At 65.6% G+C, this 14634-nt stretch carries 23 protein-coding genes; all 23 read right to left on the bottom strand.

Features of this window, described 5'->3' with window-relative positions; translation table 11 throughout:
* Entirely contained in the window at positions 1-1752 is a 1752-nt protein-coding gene (gene ptsP / locus IPI56_03920) for a phosphoenolpyruvate--protein phosphotransferase (GenBank protein ID MBK7544889.1), read from the bottom strand.
* A gap of 1 nt (position 1753) precedes the next feature.
* On the bottom strand, positions 1754-2020 hold the full coding sequence (locus IPI56_03915; GenBank protein MBK7544888.1) for an HPr family phosphocarrier protein: 267 nt from the start codon (positions 2018-2020) through the stop codon (positions 1754-1756).
* Complete coding sequence (locus IPI56_03910; protein ID MBK7544887.1) at positions 2017-2751, bottom strand: PTS system mannose/fructose/sorbose family transporter subunit IID; 735 nt, start codon at positions 2749-2751, stop codon at positions 2017-2019. Before IPI56_03910 ends, IPI56_03915 begins: the two co-directional genes overlap by 4 nt.
* Entirely contained in the window at positions 2748-3419 is a 672-nt protein-coding gene (locus tag IPI56_03905) for a PTS sugar transporter subunit IIC (protein MBK7544886.1), read from the bottom strand. Before IPI56_03905 ends, IPI56_03910 begins: the two co-directional genes overlap by 4 nt.
* The gene (locus IPI56_03900; GenBank protein ID MBK7544885.1) at positions 3416-3907 is read right to left on the bottom strand and encodes a PTS sugar transporter subunit IIB; all 492 of its coding nucleotides are present in this window, start codon (positions 3905-3907) and stop codon (positions 3416-3418) included. Before IPI56_03900 ends, IPI56_03905 begins: the two co-directional genes overlap by 4 nt.
* Before the next feature lies 1 nt (position 3908).
* A complete protein-coding gene (locus IPI56_03895; GenBank protein MBK7544884.1) occupies positions 3909-4328 on the bottom strand; it encodes a PTS sugar transporter subunit IIA in 420 nt (139 codons plus the stop codon).
* A gap of 13 nt (positions 4329-4341) precedes the next feature.
* Positions 4342-5190: an RNase adapter RapZ gene (gene rapZ / locus IPI56_03890; GenBank protein ID MBK7544883.1), complete on the bottom strand. Its 849-nt coding sequence runs from the start codon at positions 5188-5190 to the stop codon at positions 4342-4344.
* A 32-nt stretch (positions 5191-5222) separates the two neighbouring features.
* Positions 5223-6209: an HPr(Ser) kinase/phosphatase gene (hprK, locus tag IPI56_03885; protein MBK7544882.1), complete on the bottom strand. Its 987-nt coding sequence runs from the start codon at positions 6207-6209 to the stop codon at positions 5223-5225.
* A gap of 4 nt (positions 6210-6213) precedes the next feature.
* Positions 6214-6672, bottom strand: a complete 459-nt coding sequence (locus IPI56_03880; GenBank protein ID MBK7544881.1) for a PTS sugar transporter subunit IIA — start codon at positions 6670-6672, stop codon at positions 6214-6216.
* A 9-nt stretch (positions 6673-6681) separates the two neighbouring features.
* On the bottom strand, positions 6682-7203 hold the full coding sequence (gene raiA, locus IPI56_03875; protein MBK7544880.1) for a ribosome-associated translation inhibitor RaiA: 522 nt from the start codon (positions 7201-7203) through the stop codon (positions 6682-6684).
* Between the two features lie 58 nt (positions 7204-7261).
* Positions 7262-7981 (bottom strand): LPS export ABC transporter ATP-binding protein, encoded by a 720-nt coding sequence (lptB, locus tag IPI56_03870; GenBank protein ID MBK7544879.1) that lies wholly within the window; start codon positions 7979-7981, stop codon positions 7262-7264.
* Positions 7965-8807, bottom strand: a complete 843-nt coding sequence (locus IPI56_03865; protein ID MBK7544878.1) for a hypothetical protein — start codon at positions 8805-8807, stop codon at positions 7965-7967. Before IPI56_03865 ends, lptB begins: the two co-directional genes overlap by 17 nt.
* A complete protein-coding gene (gene lptC, locus IPI56_03860) occupies positions 8804-9328 on the bottom strand; it encodes an LPS export ABC transporter periplasmic protein LptC (protein MBK7544877.1) in 525 nt (174 codons plus the stop codon). The genes IPI56_03865 and lptC overlap by 4 nt, the downstream gene beginning before the upstream one ends.
* An 8-nt stretch (positions 9329-9336) precedes the next feature.
* On the bottom strand, positions 9337-9918 hold the full coding sequence (locus IPI56_03855) for an HAD hydrolase family protein (protein MBK7544876.1): 582 nt from the start codon (positions 9916-9918) through the stop codon (positions 9337-9339).
* Complete coding sequence (locus IPI56_03850) at positions 9902-10882, bottom strand: KpsF/GutQ family sugar-phosphate isomerase (GenBank protein ID MBK7544875.1); 981 nt, start codon at positions 10880-10882, stop codon at positions 9902-9904. Before IPI56_03850 ends, IPI56_03855 begins: the two co-directional genes overlap by 17 nt.
* On the bottom strand, positions 10864-11088 hold the full coding sequence (locus IPI56_03845) for a hypothetical protein (GenBank protein MBK7544874.1): 225 nt from the start codon (positions 11086-11088) through the stop codon (positions 10864-10866). Before IPI56_03845 ends, IPI56_03850 begins: the two co-directional genes overlap by 19 nt.
* Positions 11089-11098: 10 nt before the next feature.
* Positions 11099-11953, bottom strand: coding sequence for a 3-deoxy-8-phosphooctulonate synthase (kdsA, locus tag IPI56_03840; protein MBK7544873.1), 855 nt, complete (start codon positions 11951-11953; stop codon positions 11099-11101).
* 76 nt (positions 11954-12029) lie between these two features.
* The gene (locus IPI56_03835; protein ID MBK7544872.1) at positions 12030-12230 is read right to left on the bottom strand and encodes a cold-shock protein; all 201 of its coding nucleotides are present in this window, start codon (positions 12228-12230) and stop codon (positions 12030-12032) included.
* Between the two features lie 305 nt (positions 12231-12535).
* Entirely contained in the window at positions 12536-12736 is a 201-nt protein-coding gene (locus IPI56_03830; protein ID MBK7544871.1) for a cold-shock protein, read from the bottom strand.
* Between the two features lie 202 nt (positions 12737-12938).
* Positions 12939-13109, bottom strand: a complete 171-nt coding sequence (locus IPI56_03825; GenBank protein MBK7544870.1) for a hypothetical protein — start codon at positions 13107-13109, stop codon at positions 12939-12941.
* Positions 13099-13392 (bottom strand): YbaB/EbfC family nucleoid-associated protein, encoded by a 294-nt coding sequence (locus IPI56_03820; protein ID MBK7544869.1) that lies wholly within the window; start codon positions 13390-13392, stop codon positions 13099-13101. The genes IPI56_03825 and IPI56_03820 overlap by 11 nt, the downstream gene beginning before the upstream one ends.
* A 19-nt stretch (positions 13393-13411) precedes the next feature.
* A complete protein-coding gene (gene sfsA / locus IPI56_03815; GenBank protein ID MBK7544868.1) occupies positions 13412-14110 on the bottom strand; it encodes a DNA/RNA nuclease SfsA in 699 nt (232 codons plus the stop codon).
* Positions 14107-14565, bottom strand: a complete 459-nt coding sequence (locus tag IPI56_03810; GenBank protein MBK7544867.1) for an NYN domain-containing protein — start codon at positions 14563-14565, stop codon at positions 14107-14109. Before IPI56_03810 ends, sfsA begins: the two co-directional genes overlap by 4 nt.
* Positions 14566-14634 lie beyond the last annotated feature (69 nt).

The raw sequence follows: 14634 nt of genomic DNA, 5'->3' as shown, positions 1-14634 counted from the left end.
TCAGCGGTTGCGGAATCGGCGCAGGAGTTTTTGCACGTTGTCCCGGGAGGGGTCTTTCATGACTTCCTGGGTCAACGCGCGGCAAGCGGCGTAATCCAAATCGCGGATGTTCTTTTTGAGTTTGGGGACGAGCGCCGGCGAGACCGACAGTTCGTCGAGCTCGAGCCCGATCAAGATCGGGGTGACCTCGGGGTCGGAGGCCATTTCGCCGCACATGCCGACCCACTTGCCGGCCGCGTGCGCGGCCTGGACCGTTTGATGGATGAGGCGCAAAATCGCGGGGTGCAGGGGTTCGTAGAGGTGCGACACCTCGTCGTTGACCCGGTCGACGGCCAGGGTGTATTGGATCAGGTCGTTGGTCCCGATCGACATGAAATCCGCCTCCTGGGCCAGGTAGTCGACCACCAGGGCCGCCGAGGGGATTTCGATCATGAGGCCGACCTCGATTTTTTCGTCGAAGGGAACCTTCTTTTCGCGCAGTTCCTCCATGCAACGCTCCACCGTCCGCTTGGCCAGGCGGAACTCCTCGAGGCCCGACACCATGGGAAACATGATCCGCACCTTGCCGTGGACCGAGGCGCGCAGGATGGCCCGCAACTGCGACCGGAAGAGTTCGTCGTGCTTCAGGGCGAGGCGGATGCCCCGCAGCCCCAGGAACGGGTTGGGCTCGCTTTTGGTGTCCTGGGAGAAACCGAGGTCCAACAGCTTGTCGCCGCCGATGTCGAGGGTGCGGATGATGACCGGGTGGGGCAGGACCGATTGCGCCACCTTGGCGTAAAACTGGTAATGGTCCTCCTCCGACGGAAGGGATTGGCGGTTGAGGTAGATGAATTCCGTCCGGTAGAGGCCCACCCCCTCGGCGCCGTTGGCGAGGATGTTCTTGACCTCGTTGGGGGCGTCGATGTTGGCGGCGAGGACGACGCGCCGGCCGTCCTTGGTCTGGGCCGGCTGGTCGCGCAGGCGCTCCAGGTCGCGGCGCTCGGCCAGGCGGATGTCGCGCTCGCGGCGGTAATTGTCGATGACGTCCGGCGTCGGGTTGAGGATCACCGTGCCGGTGTGGCCGTCGACGATCATCATCTCCCCGGGGCGCACGCGCCGGCTGATTTCGTGGAGGCCCACCACCGCCGGGATTTCCAACGAGTTGGCGAGAATGGCGGTGTGGCTTGTCCGGCCGCCGATGTCGGTGGCGAACCCCTCGGCGAATTGGGCCTTCATGTGGATGGTGTCGGAGGGGGTGAGGTTGCGCGCCACGATCACCGAGGGCTCGCTCAAATCCTCCAGGCTTTGGGGCTCGTGGCCCAAAAGGTGCAACAGGATTTTCCGACCCACGTCCAACACGTCGTGGCGGCGCTCGCGGAAATATTCGTCGGTGGCCGATTCCAGGGTCTTGACCGCGCCCGCGACCGCTTCGGACAGGGCGTACTCGGCGTTGACGCGGTTTTGGGTGATGGCTTTGACCACGTCCTTGGAAATGAGGGGGTCCTCCAGAATCAACAAATAGGCTTCGATCAGGTTGGCGTGAGATTTTCCCAGGAGTTTGAGGATTTTTTGCTGGGTGGCCAACATCTCCTTGCGGGTGTCCGCCACGGCCGAGCGAAAGCGCGACACCTCGGCCTTCACGGCCTCGGGCGGCACCTGCCAGCGGCCCACGGCGAGGTCCATGTCCTCCAAAAGGAACGCTTTGCCGATGGCGATCCCCGGAGAGGCGGAAATCCCCTTGAACACCCGGGTGTCGGCGGCGGGGGAGCTCATCTCATTCCTCGTGGGCCTGTTGGGTGAAAAAACGGTCCAGGGCGTCGATGACGCCCTGCTCGTCAAAACCTTCGGCCACCACCGTCAAGGCCGATCCGTACTCCGCCGTGAGGGTCAAGATGCCCATGATGCTTTTCCCGTCGACTTCCTGGTCGTCCTTCCGGAGCCGGACCTGGCTGTCGAATTTTTGCAGGGTTTGCACCAACATGGCCGCCGGCCGCGCGTGCAACCCCATTTTGTTTTGAACCGTGAACGTGCGTTCGATCACAAAGCCGCCTTTATGATGGAATAAAACACACAGACACCCGCCGTGCCCGTCGCCAACAACGACGGCCGCACGCCCAGACGCAAAAACCCCCAAAACACCCCCGCCCACAAAACGGGGCGCAGGGCGAACCCTTCCCCCCCCCCGGCCAACCGCAGGGCCGCCAGAGCGGCCCCCACCACCGTCACCGCCACCATCACCCGCTGCAGCCGGAGGAGCGCCAGTTTTTCAACCACGGCGCCCTTGTGTTTGTAGCCCAGATAAAACCCGCTGAAGCGCATGCCCAAATGCACCCCGTTGTAAAGCAAAAGGAAAATCCCGGCGACCGGCAGAGCCCGCCCCGGGAAAACCATCGCCGTCACCCCCGCCACCGCCAAACTGAAAGGAAGCCACGTTCCCCAGAAAAACCCCTCGCCGATGGCGGCCAAGGGGCCCGCAATGCCGGAGCGGGTCGCCAAAATGTCTTCCGCCGACCGTTCGCCCCGACTTTTTTCAACCTCGAGGCCGCACACCACGCCCAGCAGGACCCCCACGGTGTAGGGGTGCGTGCTGAAATACCCCAAGTGCGGCCGGGCGGCGCGGGCCCGATCGTCCCGTCGGGCGTACAAACTTTTCAACACCGGCCACAGGCTGAAGGTGAAACCCAGGCTTTGGGCCCGTTGAACCGTCAACAAACCGTTGAGAAAAACCGACCGCGCGCAGGCGGAGACCAAAGCGCGCGCGGGAACGCTCACGCGGGCCCCCGGGAAGGGCACCACGATTTCCAATTTTTACCGAGCCGTCCGAAAAAGAGATGCCAAAGCGTCGCGGCGCCCAACGCGGGCCAAAGACGCCAGGCTTGGTCCAGCCCCTCGGCGAGGGGACCCGTCAAACGCGGGAACACCGCGCCGCACAACGCCCCGCCCAAAGTCTCCGCCACGAAAAAAACGACGAGGCTCTTGAACCCCCACAACACCATCGAAAAAACCAACCCCCGCCAAAAGGGGCCCGACACCCCGTGATTGAACCCCGCCCGGGCGTAGTCGGCCAAAACCCGCGTGTTGCGCCGCAACCAAATATCCACCGGTCGGGCGACGACGGCAAAGGGAACGCTCGCCAAGAACGCCGTCGCCAGAAAAGCCCCCCGCGGGGAATCGCCCGGAACGGCGACGCCCGGGGAAAAAGCCCACACGCACGCCAGGGCGACGGCCAACCCCGTGTCCCATTGGGACGGTCCCGCGGGCGGCACCACCACCCACAGGCTTTCCCCCAAAAGACCGAGGGCCAACCCCTCGGCGGGGCGGCCCCAGAGAGTCCCCAACAGGGCCCCCAACACCAAGGGCCGCGAAAGAAGAAAGGGCCCCACCGCGAAATGGTCGATGGACAACACCCCGTACAACAGGGCCGATAAAAGTCCGGTCACGCCGTTTCCATGTCGGGGAACAACGTGCGAACGGGAACGTTGTCCGCCGTGGGCAGGGACCGCGTGTCCACCGCGATCCCGCGACGCAACAAGGAGGCCACGGCCCGTTTTTCTTCGACCGTCAAGGAGAGGTGCGGCGTGGCCTGGGTCCGCCCCGGCCCGTCGTGCACCCCGCCCAAATTGACTTGGGGGAGGGGGGCGCCCGCCTCCACGGCCCGCGCCAAATCCGCCACCGACCCGAACAAAACCATGACGCGCTCGTTCCCCCAGGGGTTTTCTTTCAGGCGGGCCGTGGCGGCGTCCACCGGGAGGACATCCAACGCCACCTCGTCGGGCACCGCCAGGCGCATCAACCCCCCCTGAAGCGGGTCGGCCGCGGCGCGGTCGTTGGCCACCACGATGCGCTGCGCCTGGATGACGCGCAGCCACCCCTCCACCACCTGCCCGTGGATCAAACGATCATCGATGCGCGCGAGGACCAAAGGCATATCAGGCCGGGGGCAGGTGGTCCCGCAATTTTTGCAAGGGCCGTTGGGCGCTCCGCGCCGCGTCGTCCACCAATTTTTGGGCCAACTGGGCCAACGGCATGTAATGCCGGTTGGCCAGGGCCGTGATCAACATGGGCAGGTTCATGCCGGTCACGAGCTCAAAGTGCAATTTCGGGTCGCGGGCCAGGCGGAGACACACGTTGCAGGGGGTGCCGCCCATCATGTCCGACAGGACGAGAGCGCCGGTCGGCCCGCTCCAGGCTTCCAGGGCTTCACGCACGCGGCCCTCGAAGGTGTCGGGGGAATCGGAAGGCCCCAACCCCAACACGCGCACGTTGGCCTGCTTGCCCACGACCGATTCGGCGCAGGACAAAAGCTCGTTCCCCAACCCCCCGTGGCTGACCAAAACGATTCCGATCATAATTGTCCTTTCCTTACCGCGCCGCGTCCCGGTGGTGCACCCGCACGTCGAACCGGCCGCCCCGGCGGATGAGCGCCGCGAGCGCCTCGGACACGGCCACGCTGCGGTGGCGGCCGCCCGTGCAACCGACGGCGATCGTGAGATAGCTCTTCCCTTCCTGGGAAAAGCGGTCCAGCAGATACGTCAGCACGGGCGTCAGCAACTCGATAAATTTTTTCGTGGCCTCGTTGCCCATCACGAACCGCGCGACCGCCGGGCTTTGCCCGGTCAACGGACGCAGCCGGGCGACGTAATTGGGGTTGGGCAAAAAGCGCACGTCCCACACGAGGTCCGCGTCGAGGGGCACCCCGTGCTTGTACCCGAAGGATTGCACGACCACGGCCATGCCCTGGGGGTGGCGCAAGCCGAGGGTTTTGAGAACGACCTCTTTGACCTCGGGCGGCGTGAGGTGCGAGGTGTCGATCGTTTTGTCCGCGAGGGCCTGGATGTCGTGCAACAGGGCCCGCTCCCGCCGAATGCCGCTCGCCACCGAGCCGGACAGCGGGTGCCGGCGACGGGTTTCGGAATAGCGCCGCAGGAGCGTCGTGTCGTCGGCGTCGAGGAAAAGGACCCGGGTCTCGATCCCCTCCCGGCGGAGCGCGTTGAGGGACCGACGGTAAACCCGGGCGGGCAGCCCCGTCCGGACGTCCACGCCCACCGCGACTTTGGTCAACCGCTGGCCCCACCCGCGGTACATGCGCATCAAGTCGGGCAAGAGGGGAAGGGGCAAATTGTCGACGGCGAAATACCCCATGTCCTCCAGGGCGCGGAGGGCGGAGGTGCGGCCGGCCCCGGAGAGGCCGGTGACCACCACGCATTCCATCCCGGCCCGGGAGGAACGGCGGCGCACGGACGTCACCCCCGGGCCGAGGGACCGGACATGCGCTGAATGAGCCGGTCGTTCAACTCGCGGGCGGAGTGGATGCCCTGCTGTTTGAGTCTTTGATTCAAAGCGGCCACCTCAATCAAGGAGCCCAGGTTGCGGCCCGGTTGGACGGGCACCCGAATCTCGGGCACCTCGACGCCCAGGAGCGTCGTGGTTTTCTCCTCCAAACCCATGCGGTCGTATTCCTTTTTGGGGTCCCACATCTCCAGGTAAACCACCAACTCGATGAGGGACCGCTTGAGCACGGCCCCGACGCCGAAAATTTTCCACACGTCGATGATGCCGAGGCCCCGGACCTCCATGTGGTGTTGGACCATCTGGTGCCCCGACCCCACCAGGATCCCGCCGGGTTTGTGGCGGACCTCCACGCGGTCGTCGGCCACCAACATTTGGCCGCGCTTCAGCAACTCCAGGGCGCACTCCGATTTGCCGATCCCGGACGCCCCCAAAATCAGAACCCCCATCCCGTACACGTTGATGAGCGTTCCGTGCACGGAGGTGCAAGGCGCCAGCCGCTCCTCCAGATAGGCCGTCATTTCGCCGATGAGCCGCGCGGTTTCCCATTGGGACTGGAACAGGGGCACCTGGAAACGGTCGCACATTTCCAAAAGTTCCGGCACGGGCTCCCGCCCGTGGGTCAAGATGAGGCAGGGCAATTCGTTGACGGAAAGGATGCGCTCGAAAATTTCCATGCGCTGGGCGCTCGACAGGGTGGACAAAAAGGCGCATTCGCCCATGCCGAACACCTGCACGCGTTCGCCGCGGTAATAATCGAAAAACCCGGCGAGGGTGAGGCCCGGGCGGTTGATGTCGGCCACGCGGATCGTCCGGCGGAACCCTTCTTGGCCCGCCAACAGGGAGAGGCGCAGGGACTCGGCCTGGCTCTTCCACATCTCCTCGACGTGGAGGGGGGCCGGGCGCCCGGCGGTGGCTTCGGGGGAGGGGGCGGGGCTCACGGGGTTAGAACTCGTCCTCGTCGTTGATGATTTTGAGGGCGGCCTCGGCGGATTTGGCGTCCCGCAGGGATTGGCGGAAAAACCGGTCTTTGAGCAGGCGGGAAATCTTCGCCAAGGCCTTGAGATGGTCCCCCGCGGCGTCCGTTGGCGCCACGAGCAGAAAAACGATGTGAACGGGCTCGCCGTCCAGGGCCTCGAACCCGATGCCCCGCTTGGAAATCCCCAACGCGGCGGCCTGCGCGGGGAGGTTCGCCGCTTTGCCGTGGGGGATGGCCACCCCCGCCCCGATGCCGGTGGAACCGAGGGCCTCCCGTTCCAGGAGGGTCCGCACCATGGCGGCGGGATCGGGCAACTTGCCCGCTTTGCCCAACACGCCGCAAAGTTCCTCCAACACCCCTTTTTTCGTTTGGGCGATCAGGTCCACCACCACCACATCGTTGGACAGGAGCGAAGCGAGTTTCATGGCGGGCCTCTAGAGGTTGGGTTCCAAAAGGCCGTAGGTTCCGTCTTGCCGTCGGTAAATGATGCGCGGCGCGTCGTCAGGGCCGAGGAACAACAGAAAATCCAATTCGGATTCGTCCAAAGCCCGCGCCGCTTGGGCGATGGACAACGTCCGGGGCGTCACCCGGCTGATGCGGGAAATGGTCGGTTCCTTGGGCTCCATCGCCACCGCGGCGGCGCGGTCCTTCACCTTCCCCCCCCGGCGCCCGCGGACGCGGCGGTCTTTTTCCCGGGCCAGATGGTTCTGCAGCTTTTCGGCGGCCAAGTCGATGGCCGCGTAAAGGTCGCCGGCCACCTCGCGCGCTCGGAAGTCGTGGTGCCCCTGGGCGTGCACCACCACCTCCGCGCTGTGCCGGTGTTTCTCGACGGACAAAATGACCTGGGCCCGCAGGACGATTTCAAAATGGCGGGCGATGCGCTCAAATTTTTTCCGGGCGTAATCGGCCAGGGCCGGTGTGAGCTCGATGTGGCGGGCGGTGATGTGTATTTGCATAGGGGTGGCCGCTTTCAGGAAGAATTTGAGGAGATTTTACATTTCCCCTTCGTCGGTGTCAAAGACGGAATTTTTCCCCCAAATAGACCCGCCGGGCTTCGGGGGAGTTCAACAGATCCTGGGCGCCGCCGTGGACCAGTATTTTTCCCGCGTAGATGATGTACGCCCGGTCCACGATCTCCAGCGTCGCCCGCACGTTGTGGTCGGTGATCAGCAGGCCCAAACCCCGCTTCTTGAGCTGGGACAGGACCTCTTGGATGTCGGCCACGGCCAAGGGGTCGATGCCGACGAAGGGCTCGTCCAGGAGCAAATACCGGGGGTCCGTCACCAGGGCGCGGGCGATTTCGGTCCGGCGTTTTTCCCCCCCGGACAGGGTGTAGGCCATTTGGTCCCCCAGACGGGTCAGGCCCAGGTCCTCCAAAAGGCGGGCGCGCTTGACCGACCGCTCCTCGGGGGCGAGGGGGACGTGTTCCAAAATGGCGTTGAGGTTGTCGGCCACCGTCATCTGACGGAAAATGGAAGGTTCCTGGGCGAGGTAGCCCAGACCGGCGCGGGCCCGCTGGTACATGGGCAAGGCGGAGACATCGCGCTCATCGATGGAAATCCGGCCGCCGTTCGGTCGAACGAGCCCCACCATCATGTAGAAACTGGTGGTTTTCCCGGCCCCGTTCGGCCCCAGGAGGCCGACGATTTCGCCGGGGTTGACCTCCAACGTCACCCCGTCGACCACGGTGCGGTGGCCGAACACTTTTTTGAGGTTTTCAGCGCGCAGGGACACGTGTCTTTTCCTCCGCTGGGTTGTTCAATTTTTCCCGGGACGGCACGGTCCCCGTTTCAAACAGAAAGACCGCCTCCACCCCGCCGGACAGGGACAGACGCCGCGCGCCCGGGTGGTAGGCCAACCGGAGCGCCCGCAACTCCCGGGCCTCCCGACCGTCGGTTTGCCGGGCGAGGGGCCGGTCTCCCCCGACGGGCGAACCCGCGGACGGCGCCCCCCGGGCGAACCCGCCCGTGAACACCATTTCTTCGCGGGCCCCATCGTAATCCATGCGGTCCGACCACAATTCCGTTCGGCGGTGAAGCGCGGGCTCTTCGCCCGCCAACCACACGCCCCCCGACGCCTCGGCGAATCCCCCCCGGACGGGAACGGTCGATTCGCCGTTCCGAAAAAAGATGTCCGTGGCCTCCAACTCGAAGCGGCCCGTCCCCGGATCGTCGGCGCGGGGGGTTCGGAGGGCGCGGGCCGGCCGCGCCGCCCCGCCCCGCAAATGCCCCGACGACGTGTGTGTGTCGTAGAGCCCGTGGTCGCCCCAGGCCTCCCAGCGCGCCGGATCGCCCGGCCATTCGCGACGGAGATACACGCGGTCCCAGGCCTCGGCCAGCGTGTTTTTTTCGGTGGTGACGACCCGATCGGCGGTCAGGCGGTCTCCGCCGCGGGACAAAGCGACGCGCCCGGTGAATTCCACCGATTCCCCCCGGTCCAGCACCCGCACCCGATCGCTGGCGATGACCGTGCGGGTTTCCGTCGATACGAACGGCGCCTCTTCCGCCGCGCCGCGCGCGGCCGCCCACAGCAACAGAAGGCCCAGGGCCGGGGTTTTCACGGCCGCTGCCGAAAGAAACGTTCGTCTTCGGGGGCGATTTCGCCCCGTTGCCGCCGCACTTCCATCTCCGAAAAGTCCGGCCGGGCCGACCAACCCACGCCGCGCACCACCGAACGCCCCCGCGTGATGACCACCGCGGCCGTGGAAAACAACAGGTCCTTTTGACTGTCGTAGCGCATCCAGGGGGTCTCCAAGCGGGCCCCCTCGGTGGACACAATCACCACCCCGCCGCCGGCGACCATATCGCGGGACCGGGTGTTCATTTCCCCGTGGGCGGCCGTCACCACCGAACCGGGCTTTTCGTCCGCGAAAAAGCGAACCTCCGGCCGGTCGAGGTCGGCGCGCTGGGGTCCGTCGAACACCCGGGCCTCCGGGGCCGTCAAGCTCCACGCCAAAGACCCGCGCGCGTAGGTGTCCATGCGAAATTCCCGGATGACCTGGTCGGGCGGCGACGGAACGTCGGAGGGAACCGTCGGCGCGCCGCCGCAGGCCGTCGCGACCGCGGCGAGGGCCGCGAACACGGAAACCCTCACGGGTTCGGGCGCCGCTCGGGGTTTTCAAACCATCCCAAGAGGGCGTCCGTCAACCCTTGCGCGTCCAAAACCGCGTCGATGACCTCCCGCACGGCCCCGCGGCCGCCCGCCGATCGCGTCGTCCAGGGGCAAACGGCCTTGACCGCGGCGTGGGCGTCGGCCGGGCACACGGCCACCCCCGCGCGGCGGAAAGCGGGCAAATCCACCAGGTCGTCGCCGATGAACAACGATTCCGAGAGGGCGATCCCCAGCTTCTCGCAAACCGCCGCCAGGGCGCGGCCTTTGTGATCGCATTTCTGATGGAGCGCGTCGACGCCGATTTCCCGGGCCCGGGCCGCGACCTGGGGGGAGGAACGCCCGGTGATCCAGGCGATTTTGAAGCGCGGCGAAAATTTCTTGAGGGCGAATAGCCCGATGCGGTCCTTGACGTTCCAGATTTTGATTTCCTCCCCGGAGTTGAGGACCACGATGTCCCCGGCGGTCAAAACGCCGTCGACGTCCATGGCGAAAAGCCGGATTTTTTTTAGCCGGGCCCGCACCGCCGCCGGGGGACGGGGGATTTTAAAGGAGGCCTTCATCCAACAGATCCTTTTCGTCCAGGACGCCGAGCGGACGCCGCCGCGCGTCCACGACGGGGAAATTGTCCAACCCGTGTTTGCGGAAAAGCGGCGCGACGTCGGCGGCCAGCTCCCGGGGGCCGATGGTGCGGGGCGACCGGGTCATGATTTGCGACAAAGGGCGGGCCAACAGGCGGGGGTCTTTTTGCAGCCCCCGGCGCAGGTCCCCGTCGGTGAACACGCCGACCAACCGGCCGCGGGCGTCCACCACCGAGGCGGCGCCCAGGCGCGTGCGGGTCATGATCGCGAGGGCGTCGGTGACCCGCCGATCGTCGCGCACCAGGGGGTTTTCGGCGCCCCGGTGCATCAAATCCTCCACGCGCAGGGTCAATTTTTTCCCCAGCGCCCCCGCCGGATGGAGGCGCGCGAAATCGTCGCGGCCGAAACCGCGCATCGCCATGGCGAGCAACGCCAGCGCGTCGCCCATGGCCAGCGCCGCGGTGGTGGACGCGGTGGGCGTGATGTTGAAAGGGCACGCCTCGCGCTCCACGGCGGTGTTGACCACGAGGTCGGCGGCGCGTCCCAGGGGCGACTGACGCCGTCCCGTGAAGGCGATCAAAAAAGCCCCGCGGTCTTTGATCGGCCCGAGGAGGCGTTTCAACTCTTCGGTTTCACCGGAATGGGAGAGGGCCAGCACCGTGTCGCCCGCCCGCACCATGCCGACGTCGCCGTGGGCGCCCTCGGTGGGGTGGACGAAGAAGGCCGGGGTGCCCGTCGAAGAGAGCGTGGCCGCCAACTTTCGCCCGATGAGGCCGGATTTCCCGATGCCCATCACCACCACCCGGCCCCGGGCCGACACCAACCGTTCGGCCGCCCGGACGAAATCCGCGTCGATGTGACGGGCCTGGTGGGCCACCGCGCGGGCCTCGACCGCCAGCGTGCGCCGGGCGTGACGGAGCCAGCGCGCTACTTGTTTTTGAGCCACGGGGTCATTTCCGGCGGGACGTCGCGCAATCGGTAAGGCTCCGGAAGCCGGGACAAGAATCGATCCACGGCGAAAAAAACGACGACCAGAACGATGTAGATGACGGCCAAAACTTTCAGGTGCCAGGCCCAGGAGGGACGCCAGAGGGGCTCCGACGGGGCGGGGGCCGGGGCGGACGGCGGGGAAGCGGGCGGTCTGGGTTTCATAGGTCCTCGGTCAGTGGAACGGGTTGTCGGTGAAGCCGCGGCGTTTGACCGTCCGGTCGAGAGCCAGCAGGCGCCTCAACAAATCGGGCACGTGCTTGAGACGCACGGCGTTGGGTCCGTCCGAGAGGGCCTTCTCGGGTTCGGGGTGGACTTCCATGAAGATTGCGGCCACGCCCAGGGCCACGGCGGCGCGGGCCAGGGGATAAATGAATTCGCGTTGCCCCCCCGACGATCCGCCCTGGCCGCCCGGCAACTGCACCGAGTGCGTCGCGTCAAACACCACCGGCGCGCCCAGGCCCCGCAACACCTCCAGGCCACGCATGTCCACCACCAAATTGTTGTAGCCGAAAGAAAACCCCCGCTCGGTGAGCATCGTTTTCTCGGAGCCGGCGGCCCGGGCTTTTTTCAAAATGTTTTCCGCCTCCCAGGGCGAGAGGAATTGGCCTTTCTTAATGTTGACGACGCGGCCGGACTTGGCGGCGGCCATCACCAGGTCCGTCTGGCGGCAGAGGAACGCGGGGATCTGCAGCACGTCCGCCACGGCGGCCGCCGCGGGCACTTCGGCGGCGGAATGCACGTCGGTCAAGATGGGCACGTCCAGCTTTTTTTTGATCCGCCCCAGGATGGCCAAGCCTTCCTCGGCGCCCACGCCCCGGAACGAGCCGATGGACGACCGGTTGGCCTTGTCGTAGGACGCCTTGAAAACGAAGGGCACGCGCAGTCGTCCGGCGATGGACTTCAGCTGTTGCGCGATGCGCAGCGTCAACTCCTCCGTTTCCACCACGCAGGGGCCCGCGATCAAGCCCAGGGGGCGATCGTTGGCAAACCGCGCGGAACCGATGGAGACGATGTCGGCGTGTGTCATGAGGGAGCGCCTATTATAAAAGAAAAGGGCCCTCGCCGGAAACCGGCGAGGGCCCTTTCACGCGATAAATCGCGATTTACAGCGGCCGAACGTTGGCGGCCTGCAGGCCTTTGGGGCCTTTGGTCACCTCAAGTTCCACCGCTTGGCCATCATTCAGGGACTTGTAACCTTCCCCTTGAATGGCCGAGAAGTGAACGAACACGTCCTCCGCGCCGCCTTCGGGGCTGATGAAGCCATAGCCCTTCGACGCGTTGAACCATTTCACTGTGCCTTTCATTGAAACATCACCTTCCTACGGTAAGACAAGATTAGAAGCTTTTCCCAGCACCAGCGAACCACCCGTAAAAAACCCGCGAGCCGATTTGCGCCCGCGGGACGATGATGTTCCACCGAACGACCGGAAGCCAAACTTCAGCCTTACAGTCACTATTATGGCATGTGGCCGGAAAATGTCAAGCCTCTCGTCCAGCCATCCGTCATTCCAGCACGCTCCTGGCGGGAATCCGTTCGCTTCTCCCCCGGAAAAAGAAAGAGGCCCCCGCCGGAAACCGGCGGGGGCCCTTTCACGCGATAAATCGCGATTTACAGCGGCCGAACGTTGGCGGCCTGCAGGCCTTTGGGGCCCTTGGTCACCTCAAGTTCCACCGCTTGGCCATCGTTCAAGGTTTTGTAGCCTTCGCCTTGAATGGCCGAGAAGTGAACAAACACGTCCTCCGCGCCACCTTCGGGACTGATGAAGCCGTACCCCTTCGACGCGTTGAACCATTTCACTGTGCCTTTCATTGAAACATCACCTTCCTACGGTAAGACAAGATTAGAAGCTTTTCCCAGCACCAGCGAACCACCCGTAAAAAACCCGCGAGCCGATTTGCGCCCGCGGGACGATGATGTTCCACCGAACGACCGGAAGCCAAACTTCAGCCTTACAACCACCATTATCGCATGTGGCCGAAAAATGTCAAGAACTCTTTGTGACCCGCCCCCGTCACGGGTCCGAACAATCCCGGGTGTACCCGCAGGTCGTGCAAATGATTTTGCACTTCCGGGCGAGCGCGAGCCCGCCGCAGACAATGCAGATCGCGACGTCCCGCGGATCCCGCCCGGCCAACCGCGGGTCGCGGACGGCGGCCGCGGGCGCGGGGGCCCTATCCGCCACGGAGCCCCTTCATCAAATCCATGGCCGCGCGGGCGCCCTCGGCCTTGGCGTCGGACAGCGCGCCGTTGAGCAGATCCACGAGGGCGCGTTCCAGGGCGCCCTTTTGGACCGGGGCCAGCAGGCTTTCGTCGATGGACAACGAGTGGACCACCTGGTTGCCGCTCACCGACGCGCGCAGTTTGCCGCCCAAGCCTTCGCGCTCCAGGCGGATGTCCCCCAGCCGGCGCTCGGCCTCCTTGGCGAATTTTTGCATGTCCATCAGTTGTTTCATTTTTTCAAACATAACGCCCCTCTCCTTTTTTTCACGTCAAATCTTTGGGCACTTCCTCGCCCCAACGGATCCGCTCGGGCGAGACCACGGCGCGGTACACCAAGACCTCCACCCCCGCCGCGGAGGCCCGCCGCAGGGCCGCGCCGTAGGCCGGGTCGATGCGATCGGCCGGCCGGAACACCCGCCCGTCGGGCCGCTGAACGACAAACAACATGGCCGCGCGGTCGCCTTTTTCCACCACGCGGGTCAACTCCTCCAAATGTTTGAGCCCCCGTTCCGTCACCGCGTCGGGAAACAGGGCCGTCTCGCCCTCCACCAGACTGACGCTCTTGATCTCGACCCACAGACGCCCGGGGGGGCCCTCCAACAACAAATCGATGCGGCTGTTGACGCCGCACCGCACTTCCCGCCGGACGGACGTGTGGCTGATGAATTCGGGGATGAGGCCGTACTTGGCGGCCAGGGCGGCGAGCCCGTTCGGGATCCCGGTGTTGACGCCGACCCAGCCCGCGTCCATGCGGATCATCTCCCAGGTGAGGGGGTGTTTCCGCGCGGGGTCGGGGTGGTAACTGAGCGCCACCTCCCGGCCGGGTTCCGAACAGTTTTTCATGCTTCCGGTGTTGGGGCACAGCGCGGTGATCACCTTCCCCGACGACAAACGCACGTCGGCCAGGAACCGCTTGTACCGCTTGAGGAGCACCCCCCGCGCCAGGGGCGATGAGAAAACTATTTCAGCTTCCACAGGTCCCTCAGTTCGTCGTTGATGGCGTCGCGGTCCGCGGCGGACAGCCCGGGACCCCGGCGGCCCGGGGCGGGCGCCCCCGCGGCCAAAAAATCGGCGACGGCACAGACCCGCGCGCCCGCCGCCCGCACCCAACGCTGGATCGCCCGATCGTCGGTGACGACCACGGCGTCCCGGGGGGACGCGGACTCGTCCACCAACGATTTGATCAGCGCGTCGGCGTCCTTGCCGTGGGAGAAAAACACGCGCGTGGGACCCGGCCAACGCGGGGAAGACACGTCCGCCCGGCCGTCGAACACCACGGTGACGCGGTGGGCGGGGCTCCCCTGGGGTCGCCGCTCCTCAATAAAGCGCAGTAGTCGCTCGCGCTGGTCCCGCAAGGAGCCGGCCGCGAGCGCGTCCGATTGCCGGATCACGTTGTAACCGTCCACGACGAAGTGCATCGGCGCCCATGATACGGGTTTCGGAACGCCTCCACAACACCGTCGACAAGGCCGATCCAAGGTGGTAGA

It is taken from the genome of Elusimicrobiota bacterium, assembly GCA_016706425.1.
In the GTDB taxonomy this organism is placed as follows: Bacteria; Elusimicrobiota; Elusimicrobia; order FEN-1173; family FEN-1173; genus JADJJR01.
This window is presented reverse-complemented; position numbering and strand designations above follow the sequence as displayed.